Raw genomic sequence first — 11,931 nt, 5'->3', positions numbered from 1 at the left:
GCATGCAAAACCTCTCGGCTGACGGGAATGGTCGATCCTTGGACGAACTCGACCGCCAGATCGTCGGCGCCCTGCTCGCCCACCCGCGGGCCACCCACGCGCAGATCGGCGAGGCGGTTTTCACCTCGGAGGCCACCGTCTCCCGCCGGGTCCCGCGACTCCTGCGCAGCGGTGCGGTGCGGATCATCGGGGTCATGGACGGCGAGGCGACCCGCCGGGCGCGATCGCTGTTCGTACGGCTGCGCTGCCGCCCGGACGCCGCCGGCCGCTCCGCCGAACACCTGGCCCGGTGGCAGGAGTGCGGCTCCGTCAAGCTGCTCACGGGCAGCGTCGACTGCGTGGCCGAGGTCTCCTACACCTCCAACGAGCACCTGCTCCAGCTCATGTTCGAGCAACTGCCCGGCCTGGACGGTGTCCTGGCGATATGGAGCAACCAGGTCATCCGGAGGTTCTGCACACCACACAACTGGAGCCCGAGCCTGCTGCCGGCCGAGGTCGTCGACGAGCTACGGGCGCAGCGGACGGACCACTGGAACGAACAGACACCCGTCGAGACGCCGTCCCGGCTCAGCCGACTCGACGAGCTGATCATCGCCAGTCTCGCCACGGACGGTCGCCAGGGCTGGCAGCAGCTCGCCGAGCGGTGCGGCGCGAGCCCCGCCACCGTACGGCGGCGGGCCGAGGCGATGATGGCGGCGGGATTCCTGCGCATGCGGACCGTCGTCGAGCCCAGCCTCGTCGGGCTCGCCGTGAACGCCTTCGTCACCCTCAGCGTCAACCCCACACAGCTCGGACAGGCCGGCGAACTGCTCGCCGCGCACCCCGCCGTACTCATGATCTCCGCGACGACCGGGGACCGGAACCTGTGCGGCGAGATCGCGCTGGAGAGCGACGCCGCCCTCTACGAGTTCCTGTCCGGCACCATCGGCCAACTCCCCGGCCTCCAGCACGCGGACGTGGCCGTCGCCCTGCGTTCCGTCAAGCGGGCGGGCATGATCCTGCCGCCCGCGCCGCCCGCAGGCGAGACCAACCGTCGCAGTGTGGCCGCCCCACCCAGATGACCGACCTGCTCGACCGCGGGGCAGCGGGAACGCCTCGCGTGGGCTACGAAACGATCGGGAGCACGTCGGCGTCGCCCCCGGTCTGGGGCAGCCCGGCGGCTGCGGCGACGACCTGGACGGCGTCCTCCAGCGTGGTGGACTCCGGGAGGACGAGTTCGTCGGGCCAGCCGAGGACGTCGTGGGCGGCGTACCAGCCACTCATCTGCGCGGCGGTGAACTCACCGGCCTGCGGGCGCGTCAGGTGCCGGCGCAGGGTCTCGGGCAGGGACACGTCGAGGTAGACGAAGAGCGACCGCCCTCGATGGCCGTCCCGGAGCGCCGTCAGGACGGCCCGGTGGCGGACGGTGTGCAGGATACCCTCCAGCACGACGTGGTAACCGTGGTCGAGCGCGAACCGTACGGTCTGTTCGATCAACGCCGGCGCCGCGCCGCCGGGCTTGTCGCGCTCGCGCAACACGACGCGGCGCAGGTAGTCCTGTTCGACAAGCGCACAGCCCCGGCCGTGCCGACGCCGCAGCTCCCGGGCGATGCTGCTCTTGCCCGAGCCGGAGTTGCCCCGGATGCAGACGAGGATCGTGTCCGCGCTGCCGGTCGGGACGGCGTCGGCGTCGGCGTCGGCGTCGGCGTCGGCGTCGGCGTCGGCGTCGGCGTCGGCGTCGGCGTCGGCGTCGGCGTCGGCGTCGGCGTCGGCGTCGGCATCCATGGTGCCCCCTCGCGGTCTGGTCGTTGCGTACGGTCAGGCCCAGGGCGACGACGCATGGAGCCATTGGCGATCTTGACAGTCTCGGCCTCGTTGGGACACCCTCTGGGCCAGATCGCGCCCGAAGGTCCATGGCTCACGGGCGTGCAGCTGCACGGTCGATATTCCACATAGGTACATGGAGGCTCACTTGCGTCGGAATATCGCAGTCAGCATGGCAGCGCTTGTCGCCGCGCTCGGGATCCTGGTTCCTCAGGGCTCCGCGCTCGCCGCCAGTGGCGCACCGTTCAAGCTGCCCTACCGGGCTGGACACGCGTACACCATCACCCAGACCCCCGGGAGCGGCTACTCCCACAACGACGGCTACAACCGGCATGCCGTCGACTTCGCGATGCCGCAGGGCACCCCGATCGTCGCCTCGGCCGCCGGCACCGTCCGCTTCGAGGGATGGAGCAGCGGCGGAGGCATAATCGCCCTGATCGACCACGGCAACAATCGATGCTCCCAGTACGCCCACCTCAGCACCACCATCGTCGACAGAGGGCAATGGGTGGCGCAGGGGCAGCACATCGGCGCGTCCGGCGCCACCGGAAATGTGACCGGTCCACATCTGCACTGGAACGTCGTCTACTGCGACTCTCAGCTCAGTCGCGAGATCCCCAATACGGTGGAGAACGGCACCAGCTATCCCACCGGCACCGCACCGGTGAGCCAGAACCGCCTTTCCACCAGCCTGCCGGGAGCTGACGGCGAACGGGTGTCCGACTTCAGCGGTGACGGTGCCGCCGACGTCCTGGGGGTCGCCGCCAACGGCGACTTCTGGTACTACCCGCACAACCTCTCCGGTCTCAGCACCCCGGTGAAGATCGGGGTCGGTTGGGCAGCCTTCAGGCACGTGATGGCCGCGGACTGGAGCGGCGACGGCGCCGCCGACGTCCTGGGGGTCGATTCCTCAGGAAGGCTGCTGTACTACCCGAACAACAGCTACAAACTGTCTGGCTACACGCAGATCGGGAATGGCTGGGCGGGCTTCAAGCACGTGATGGCCGCGGACTGGAGCGGCGACGGCGCCGCCGACGTCCTGGGAGTCGACGCCAACGGAAACCTCTGGTACTACCCCCACAACGGAGCCAGCCTCGGCGACCCCGTCAAAATCGGGAACGGCTGGGCCACCTTCAGACACGTCATGGCCGCCGACTGGAGCGGCGACGGCGCCGCCGACGTCCTGGGAGTCGACGCCAACGGAAACCTCTGGTACTACCCCCACAACGGAGCCAGCCTCGGCAACCCCGTCAAGATCGGGAACGGCTGGGCCACCTTCGTACACGTCATGTGACGGTGACGATCCACCAGGGCGGGTCGGTTCAGGCACCAGACCGGGTGCCCCGGCCGACCCGCCGGCCGGAGCGCCGCGCCGGGAACGGGCGAGGCGCGGCGCGTTCAGTCCGGCAGGAGCGGACGCATGAACGTCCTCTCGTAGCGCAGGACGCATCCTGACTCGTCGCGGATCCGGTCCGCGTCGACGAACTCCGGATCCTCACCGAACCGCGAGCGGTAGCGCTCGTAGGCGGCCAGGCTGTCGAAACTGAACAGGGCCTCCGCCCGGTCGCTGGCACCCTCGGCCGGCAGGAAGTAGCCGTGATGGACACCGCCGTGCCGTGCCACCAGTCGCATCCACTCGCGGGCGAAGCGCTCGAACGCCTCCAGCTTGGTCGGATCGATGGTGTAGTGCACCACGCAAGTGATCATCAGGCCACCATAGGCCGCGCGGAAGCGTCAGGCAGATATCGGCCGGTGCCGCCCAATCAACGCCGACCGGGACGCGGTGGTCATCGTCGTACTGCAACTGCTGGTGATCGGCCGTCTCAACGGGCGCAGCCGCTCGTGGGCCCTCGCCGCCGTCGGCCTCGTGTTCGCCATCTCCTGGCTGGTGCTCGGCATCGGTGGCCTGGCGGGCCGGGACAACGCCCTCCTCGCGGCCTGCTGTGTGGTGGCCTACGCGGCGATCTTCGCGTTGGGCGAGACGATGCTCGCCCCGGTGCTTCCGATGCTGACGAACATTCTCGCCTCGCGACGAGTTGCGCGGCCGCTACAACGCGATGAACTCGATGACCACCGGCATCAGCGGGGTGATCGGCCCGGTCACCGCCGGCCCGCTGATCGGCACCGGCAACGCCACGGCCTGGGTGGTCATGGTCGTCGGTGGTTGCCTGCTGGCCTCGGCCGTGGGGCTGTCGCTGCGCCGCCTGCTCACCCCGTTGCAGGACGGTCGGGTGCCGCCCGGGACGGCCCACCCACCACCGCGCTGCTCTCCCGGACCAGCACCGTGTGCGGCGCGATGATCCGGGTCGGGGCCACGTCGGGCAGGGCGATCCGGCTCGTGACCCGGGCGACGGCCTCGCGGGCGATGAAGGCGGTGTCGACGCTGACGGTGCTCAGGGCGGGCCGCGCGTACCGCGCCTCCTCGCTGTTGCCGATGCCGACCACGGCGACGTCTTCCGGGACGCGCAGGCCCGCGTCGAAGACGGCCCGCATCGCACCGATCGCCAGCAGGTCCGAAAAGCACAGCAGCCCGTCCGGACGCTGGTCCTGCGCCAGCAGCGTCCGGGCGGCACGGTAGCCGTGGTCACGGCGGTGCAGCAGCGCGGGTTGGAGGTGTCCCGGCGACTCGGCGAGGCCGGCCCGCTGCAGGGCCCGTCGGTAGCCGACCGTCCGACATCGCGCCCGGGTGGAGGACTCGTCCGGACCGACGCCGATCGCGGCGATCTGTCGACAGCCCGCGCGCAGGAGGTGCTCGGTGGCGTCCTGGGTCGCCCCGGCGTGGTCGACGGTGATGTTGTCCCACCGGTGGTCGCTGCTCTCGCCGAGCAGCACGAGTGGCGCGCCGGCGCCGGCCTGTTCCCTGACCAGTTCCGGCGGGGCGTCGTCGGCCACCAGGATGATGCCGTCGACCAGCGCGTGGTGGGTGCCTCCGGGCGGGGGGTGGCCGCAGTGGTCGGCGCCGGCGTGGTCGATGACCACGCGGTATCCCAGGCGGCAGGCGCTGCTGACGATCTCGCGGGCGAGGCTGTCGAACCGGGGGGCCTCGCCGCCGGGCACCACCAGCGCGAGCAGGTGGGTGTAGCCGGTACGGAGGTTGCGCGCGAACAGGTTGGGACGGTAGTTGAGCTGCTCGATGGCGTCCTGCACGCGCTGCCGCAGGTCGTCGCTGATGTACGGGTAGCCGTTGACGACGTTGGAGACGGACTTCACGGACACCCTGGCGAGCCGTGCCACGTCCTTGAGAGTGGCGGCCACCATGCCTCCTCCGCTGTCGCCTGCTCGGAGCCGACACCCCGTGATCGGCAAAGGATCAGCCACAGGCGTCCGGCCAGGCGCCGCTGACACTGCCAAAGCCGTTTTGCCGGTGTAACTGGGATGTTCGCAAGGACCACCAACCCTGTCAAGGGACGCGACTGGTGCCCGGTGCGCGCCTGGTCGACAATGTCCGCAGGCCGGTAGGGGTGGAGCAGGTGGTGGCGCCGACTCCGGCGACGACCGGCCACCAACCGTTTCATCGCAGGAGGTTGGCCGTGAGCGACCAGGCAGGGGTGCCCGCCGCCGCCCGGCTGGTGCTGGATCTCGTCAACACCTTCGAACCCCAGGTGGGCGAGGAGACCCTGACGTCACCCGACCGGCTCCGCGACTGGTTGGTCGAACGGGATCTCGTCGAAGCCGGTACGCGGCTGGCACCGTCCGACGTCGCCACGATCACCACGATCCGCGAGCACCTGCGCACGGTGCTCCGGGCGCACGCAGGGCCGCCCGTCGACGTCGTGCCGGTCGCGCACCAGCGGCTCAACCAGGCGCTGGCCGGGTTCCCCGTGCGGCTGGTCTTCGCCGGCGGGTCCTTCCGACTGGTCTCCGTCGAAGACGAGCCGCTGCACCGTGCCCTGGGTGGGCTGATGGACGCGCTCCGCCGCTGCGCGGAGGAGCACTCCTGGGGCCGGCTCAAGGTGTGTGACCGGGACACCTGCCGGTGGGCCTTCTACGACGCGTCCCGCAACCAGACCCGCCGATGGTGCTCGATGGCCGGTTGCGGCAACTACGTCAAGATGCGGCGCGCCCACGCCGTCCGGAAGAGCCGGGCGGCGGCCCCGTGACCATCGGCCGGAGCTACCCGGCGCGGATGACGAGCAGGGGTACGCGATGAGAAATGCGGTCGTCATCGGCGCGAGCCAGGGGCTCGGCGCCCACCTGGCGACGCGGCTGGCGCAGGATGGTTGGGCTGTCACCGGGGTGCGCGGACGGCCCGCCGTGCGGCCACCCGCGCCGGTTCACCCCCGCCGGGCGACCGTGATGATCTCCGGGCTCGTCTCGGTGAACGCGCCGCCCTGCCAGTCGCCGAACCGCTCCTCGACCACCAGACCGGCGCCGGTCAGAAACGACGACAGCGTCGCCACGTCCAGGAACCTCAGCGCGCTGTGGCTGGTACGCGGTCCCGGCCCACGCGGGCTGGAGAACGTCGTGGTGAACCGCACGATGCCGGGCTCGGCCGGCGGCTCGGCGTCGTACTCCATCCGGACGGTGCCACCACGGGCGTCGACGCCCTCCACCGCGTGCTCCGGCGTCCACCGTTCCCAGGCCCGCGCCGCCGGGTTACGGGTCTCGAACAGGAACCGGCCGTCGTCGGTCAGTGCCGACCGGACCGCCGCCAACGCGGATCGCAGCTCATCGTCGGTGACGAAGACCTGAAACGCGTGGCCGGTCATCACGACGAGGTCGAACTCCCCCTCCCAGCGCACCGAGCCCAGGTCACCCAGCACCCACTCGACGTCGGAACGGCTACGGGCCCGCGCCAGCATGCCGGCCCCAGGGTCCAGCCCGCACAGACGCCCCTGGTGCCCGGCCGCACGCGCCCGGTGCAGCAACAGGCCCGTCCCGCACCCCACGTCGAGCACGGCACGCGCCGACATCACCCACGGCAGGTAGAAGGCCAGGTCGTCGCGCTGGTCCCAGGAGCAGAACACGTCGTACAGCTCGGCGAGATCGGGATCGGCGTACTGGTGATCGACCACCCCATCTGTCTACCCGCGCGCCTCGCGACCCACAACCGGCCGAACCCGCGGATCAAGAGATTGGTGTTGATCGAGTCGTTCGTCTACGAAAGGGCAGCGTCACGCCCTCGGACGGAGTACCGACGCTGAGGTCTGATCGCCCGGAACCTTGATCCCATTCGAAGACCGTCGCGCCCTACGCAGGGCACTCTGCGTGGACACCAGGGCAACGGTAAGGTACCGCGATCAATGTGGACTTGGCACTGGGGACGGGGTTTCGAGCTTGAGAGAACAACGGCTTGCCCAGCTGCGAGACCGCGTGCAGCGGCACCTCACCACCCGTGCCCCGGAGCCGGTACTCGCGCCGGAGGCGATCGGCGAGCTGGTCGACCTACTCTGCTCGGTGCCGGACCCTCTCGACGACCTCCCGGTCACCCAGGCCGCAGGGCTGTTGCTGATGGCCCAGGTCTCCGCCGCTGCCAACCCCGATGCGGTGCCGAAGGCGATGGTGGCGCTGGAGCTGCTCGCCCCTGTGTACCTGTGCGGGTATGAGGTGCCGGACGTGGTCCGCGAGCAGTTCGAGCGCCATCCGCCGGCCGAGCCGGACACGGCCTCGACGCTGGCGTCGCTCGGCCGACTCCTGTACGGGCGGGCGCTGTCCAGTCCTGACGAGAACACCCTGGACCAGGCCGTCGCCCTGCTGACCCGCGCCGTCGCGCTGGCCGAGCCCGACCACGCCGAGTATGCGCGCAGCCTGACCAACCTGGGCAGCATGCTGCTGACCCGATTCGAACGCGCAGGCGACCTGGACGACCTGGAAATCGCGATCAACCTCACCGAGACGGCCGTCGACGCCACCGCACCCGGCGACGCCGAGCGCGGTACCTATCTGAGCAACCTGGGCAACGCCCTGCTGACCCGGTTCGAACAGCTGGCGAGCGAGGCCGACCTGGACGCCGCGATCGAGGCGCATCAGGCGGCGGTGACCGGCTGGCCCGACGATCCGGAGCACGCCGCAATGCGTGCCAACCTCGACCTCGCTCTGCGGGCCCGGGCCAGGTTCCGCGACCAGATCAGCGAGCTCGACCGGATGATCGAGGTGGCGCGGTCCGGGTCAGCGGAGCAGCTGAGCGATCTGCTGCAGATCCGGTTCGACCACGCCGGCGATCGAGCGGATCTGGAGGAGGCGATCCAGGTGCGTCGGGCCGCCCTCGCCGCAGCGGTCGACGACGCCGAGCGGGCCGATCACCGGGCCCGGCTCGCCGATCTCCTCCTGAGCAGGTTCGTTCACCTCGGACGCAGCGAGGACATCGGGGACGCCGTTGCCTACGGCCGCGCGGCGGTGGCGGCGACCCCGGCCGGGGATCCGGAGCTTGCCGGGCGCCAGCTGCATCTCGCCAACGCACTCAATCGCCGGTATCGGGTGACCGGTGGTCTGGATGACATCGAGGAGGCCGCCGCACTCGGCCGCAGGGCCGTGGACGGCACGCCCGCCGCCGACCCCAACCGCGCCGCGCACCTCTCGTCGCTCTGCGTGACTCTGTGCTCGCTGGCTGAGCGCACCGGCCGAATCGCCGACCTCGACGAGGCGATCGAGGCGGGGCGGACTGCCGTCGACACCGCGCCGCCGCACACCCCGTACCGGTCGGCTTTCCTGGGCAATCTCGGTGCCGCTCTGCTGGCCCGGTTCCGGCATACGGGCGGTCAGGCCGACCTGGCCGCATCCCTGGACGCGCTACGCCATGCCGCGCTCGCCGCGCCTGCGGCCAGTCCCGAGCGGGCGACCGTGCTGGCCAACCTCTGCGGCGCCCTGCTGACCAGCTACGACTCGCTGCGCCGACGCGAGGATCTCGACGAGGCGATCGACGCTGGCCGCTCGGCCGTCCAGCTGACGCCGGCCGGTCACACGGCCCTCGGGACGCGGCTGTCGAATCTCGCCGGCGCGTTGCGGACCCGGTTCACGGTGGGCGCGGACGTCGCCGACCTGGACGAGGCGATCGACGCGAGCCGGTCGGCGGTGCAGGCGCTGCCGCCGGGCCATCCGGGCCGGCCCGCCGCACTGTCGAACGAGTCACTCGCCCTGCATAGCCGATACGAGCACCTCCACCGGCCGGACGACCTCGACGAGGCAGTGCGGGCGGTACGGGCCGCGATCGGCGAGACGCCGGCCGATCACCCGTACCACACCGCGTACCTGCTGAACCTGGGCCAGGCGCTGCGCCAGCGCTGGACCCGGACCGGAGATCCCGCCGATCTCGACGAAGCCGTCGCCGTGTCCCGGGAAGCGGCGTCCGCGGAGGTGGGACCGACCCGGTTCCGGGCGGCGGCAGCGGCCTTCCAGGCGAGCCTCGCCGCTGCCGAGGGCCGCTGGACCGACGCGATGACGGGGTACGCGGCCGCCGCCGACCTCACGGCTCGGACCGTTGCCCGGCACATCACCCGCAGCGACCGCGAACACCTGCTCGACGGCATGGGCGGCACGGTGGCCGACGCCGTCGCGTCGTGTGTGCGGGCCGGTGCGATCGGCCGCGGCGTCGAACTGTTCGAGCAGGGACGCGGCATACTGCTGAGTGAGGCGCTCGACAGCCGCACCGACCTCACCGCGCTCGCCGAACGCCACCCCGAGATGGCCGAGCGGTTCACGGCGCTGCGTCAGGAGCTCGACTCGCCCGACCCGGCGGGCGACGCCGTGGCGCTGCGCAGGGCGGCCGCAGCATACGACCGGCTCGTCGCGGACATTCGAGACCTGCCGGAGTTCGGCGCCTTCCTGCGTCCGCCAACGATCGAGCAGCTCCGGCCGGACGAGGGCCACGCGGTGATCGTGACCGTGTCGGCGTTCGGTTCCTACGCGGTCGTCCTGCCGGCCGCCGGCGACCTCACCGCCGTCGCGCTGCCCGAGCTCACGCCGGACGGCCTGCTGACGGAGGTCCTCGCGTACCTGCACGCGCTCGACGACATCAACGCGAACGCGGCGCGGCGACGGGCGCGCAGCCAGGACCAGCTGGCCCGGACGCTGGGCTGGCTGTGGGACACCATCGCCGGCCCCGTACTCGACCACCTGGGCATCACCGGGGCGCCGGTCGCCGGGCAGCGCCCGCCGCGGCTGTGGTGGTGTCCGGCGGGCCCGCTGACGCTGCTGCCCCTGCACGCCGCGGGCCACCACGGCACGGCCTCGGACGCGGTGCCGCGGGCGGTGCATGACCGGGTGATCGCGTCCACCACGCCGACGCTGCGAGCCCTCGCTCACGCCCGCCGCACCGGCACGGAACAGCCCCGGGATCTCCAGGGACTCGTGGTGGCGATGCCATACACCCCCGGCGGCACCGCCGACCTGTTCGGCGCGGAGACGGAGGCGGAAATCGTCGAAGAGTACTGCCCCGGCAGCGTCGATGTCCTCAGCGGTACGGCCGCGACGCGCGACGTCGTGCTCGCCGCCCTGGCCGAGGCGCGGTGGGCGCACTTCGCCTGCCACGGCTACACCGACCTGCACGACCCGTCGAGCAGCCGGCTCCTCCTCGCCGACCACCACGACCGGCCGCTCACCGTGGTGGACGTGGCCGGGCTACGGCTCGACGGCGGCGAACTGGCATACCTGTCCGCGTGCTCCACCGCACAGCCCGGCGCCCGACTGAACGACGAGGTGATCCACCTGGCGTCAGCGTTCCAGCTGGCCGGCTTCCGGCACGTCGTCGGCACGCTCTGGCCGGTCGGCGACCGGCACGCCGTGGACGTCGCCGAACTCGTCTACGCGGCACTCGCCGACGGCGCAGACATCGCCACAGCCGTGCACGACGCCGCCCGGCGTATGCGCGACCGCTGGCCCGACAACCCATCGGTCTGGGCGTCACACATCCACATCGGCCCCTGACGGACGGCCCAGCACCAGCGTCGCAACGCACTCCGCATGGTCCTCGTCCGCTGCCGACAGCACCATCCCGCCGGTACCGGTGCCGCACTCGACATAGGCCACGAGAGCCGGGTGCGCACCAGTCTCCGGCGTGCGGTGCACGAACACGAACCGGCCCTCCACGACCGTCACCAGGGCGATCCCATGGGCCCGCGCGAACGCGACCGCCCCGGACTGGTACGGCGCGGTGGCCACCATGACGCCCTTGTGCGCGCCGACGCTCTGCACCTTCTGGTAGAGCACCTGGACGAGCTCGCGCTTGATCGGATTGCGGTGCAGCTTCGCCTCGACGATCACCAGGAACGCCAGGCCCGCGAACCGGTACCGGACGGTCGCATCCAGATCGTAGCCGCCATCCAGACCGGTGAGCTTGTCGTGCAGCGTGACCACGAGGTCGTCCACCTCCGGCCCGGCGGATCGCAGCAGCTCGTCGGCGACGAAAGCCTCGAACCGCGCCGGGGTGATCTCGGCCGGCGGAAATCTCACCACGGCGTGGTCATCCTCGATCACACGCGAACGCTACCCGTTGCGCCGTACCGCAGTCAGCACAGGGCGATTCCCACCGGTGCGACCGCCCAGTCAGCCTGACCGGCCGATCGGGCTGCACCCAGTCGGTCAGGGTGCTGTTGATCCCCAGATCGCGCGCTACCTGCGCGATCGACTTCCCGGTCTCACGCACGATTTCGACCGCACCCGCGCGGACCTCCGGATCAAACCGGCGTCTCGTCCCAGCCATGAACCCCTATCCCTCAAGTTCCGGCCTCCACGTTACGAGGGGAAGAGAATTGCATGAAATCCGGCGACTCGGCCGGAAGGCCTGTAAGCCCACGACCTCCACGCCTTCGTTGCGGAGGAACCGGACCCGCGCGCCCCAGGTCGAGGCGGAGTCCGGTCGCAGTCAGCGGCTCGCGGGCGTACCGACAACTTAAGAGCATTGACACTGATCAAGCTTTCGGGCACACTTTCCGCAGTCGCCTCAGCGCAGACGGTGAGCCCCTTGTAGCAAGCGTGTTTTTCGAGCAGGGCACATAGATCGGGCCGCGTCCTCACAATGGTCGTGAGGGATGCGTAAAACCTTGCAAGAGCATCTGGTCGTCGGTGGGTCTTCGCCTGCCGGGCGCTTTCGCGCGCCTGCGTGACTGCGTGGCGGAGTTCTGCCAGTCGTGCGTAGTGGTCTCGATTAGCGCCTGAAGGCCGGGTGTCGTATTCGTGGCCGAGGCGGTTGAT

General features: G+C 70.9%; 10 protein-coding genes. 4 read left to right on the top strand and 6 right to left on the bottom strand.

The window, feature by feature from the left end:
• Nucleotides 1-38: 38 nt before the first annotated feature.
• Nucleotides 39-1,061, top strand: a complete 1,023-nt coding sequence (locus tag ACN27A_RS28165; protein ID WP_416612060.1) for an Lrp/AsnC family transcriptional regulator — start codon at nucleotides 39-41, stop codon at nucleotides 1,059-1,061.
• A 43-nt stretch (nucleotides 1,062-1,104) separates the two neighbouring features.
• On the opposite strand, the gene ACN27A_RS28160 is transcribed toward ACN27A_RS28165, so the two are convergent.
• Nucleotides 1,105-1,764, bottom strand: a complete 660-nt coding sequence (locus tag ACN27A_RS28160; RefSeq protein ID WP_421457600.1) for a kinase — start codon at nucleotides 1,762-1,764, stop codon at nucleotides 1,105-1,107.
• A 211-nt stretch (nucleotides 1,765-1,975) separates the two neighbouring features.
• On the opposite strand from ACN27A_RS28160, the gene ACN27A_RS28155 reads away from it, so the two are divergent.
• Nucleotides 1,976-3,097: a peptidoglycan DD-metalloendopeptidase family protein gene (locus tag ACN27A_RS28155; RefSeq protein ID WP_421457598.1), complete on the top strand. Its 1,122-nt coding sequence runs from the start codon at nucleotides 1,976-1,978 to the stop codon at nucleotides 3,095-3,097.
• 104 nt (nucleotides 3,098-3,201) lie between these two features.
• Here ACN27A_RS28155 and ACN27A_RS28150 read toward each other — a convergent pair whose 3' ends face one another.
• Nucleotides 3,202-3,510 (bottom strand): NIPSNAP family protein, encoded by a 309-nt coding sequence (locus tag ACN27A_RS28150; protein ID WP_421457596.1) that lies wholly within the window; start codon nucleotides 3,508-3,510, stop codon nucleotides 3,202-3,204.
• Nucleotides 3,511-4,011: 501 nt separating this feature from the next.
• A complete protein-coding gene (locus ACN27A_RS28145; protein WP_421457594.1) occupies nucleotides 4,012-5,061 on the bottom strand; it encodes a LacI family DNA-binding transcriptional regulator in 1,050 nt (349 codons plus the stop codon).
• Between the two features lie 272 nt (nucleotides 5,062-5,333).
• Between ACN27A_RS28145 and ACN27A_RS28140 the strand changes: the two genes are divergently transcribed.
• A complete protein-coding gene (locus tag ACN27A_RS28140) occupies nucleotides 5,334-5,903 on the top strand; it encodes a CGNR zinc finger domain-containing protein (RefSeq protein ID WP_421457592.1) in 570 nt (189 codons plus the stop codon).
• A 174-nt stretch (nucleotides 5,904-6,077) separates the two neighbouring features.
• Here ACN27A_RS28140 and ACN27A_RS28135 read toward each other — a convergent pair whose 3' ends face one another.
• Nucleotides 6,078-6,818: a class I SAM-dependent DNA methyltransferase gene (locus tag ACN27A_RS28135; protein WP_421457591.1), complete on the bottom strand. Its 741-nt coding sequence runs from the start codon at nucleotides 6,816-6,818 to the stop codon at nucleotides 6,078-6,080.
• Between the two features lie 298 nt (nucleotides 6,819-7,116).
• On the opposite strand from ACN27A_RS28135, the gene ACN27A_RS28130 reads away from it, so the two are divergent.
• Complete coding sequence (locus tag ACN27A_RS28130) at nucleotides 7,117-10,665, top strand: CHAT domain-containing protein (RefSeq protein WP_421457590.1); 3,549 nt, start codon at nucleotides 7,117-7,119, stop codon at nucleotides 10,663-10,665.
• Here ACN27A_RS28130 and ACN27A_RS28125 read toward each other — a convergent pair.
• A complete protein-coding gene (locus ACN27A_RS28125; protein WP_421457588.1) occupies nucleotides 10,642-11,214 on the bottom strand; it encodes a restriction endonuclease in 573 nt (190 codons plus the stop codon). The two genes, ACN27A_RS28130 and ACN27A_RS28125, sit on opposite strands and share 24 nt — an antisense overlap.
• A complete protein-coding gene (locus tag ACN27A_RS28120) occupies nucleotides 11,201-11,440 on the bottom strand; it encodes a transposase (RefSeq protein WP_421457587.1) in 240 nt (79 codons plus the stop codon). Before ACN27A_RS28120 ends, ACN27A_RS28125 begins: the two co-directional genes overlap by 14 nt.
• Between the last annotated feature and the right edge of the window lie 491 nt (nucleotides 11,441-11,931).

This window comes from Micromonospora sp. WMMD737 (assembly GCF_049179055.1).
Classification (GTDB): domain Bacteria; phylum Actinomycetota; class Actinomycetes; order Mycobacteriales; family Micromonosporaceae; genus Micromonospora; species Micromonospora reichwaldensis.
The sequence above is the reverse complement of the archived record's forward strand: the minus strand, read 5'-3'. Positions and strand labels throughout refer to the sequence as shown.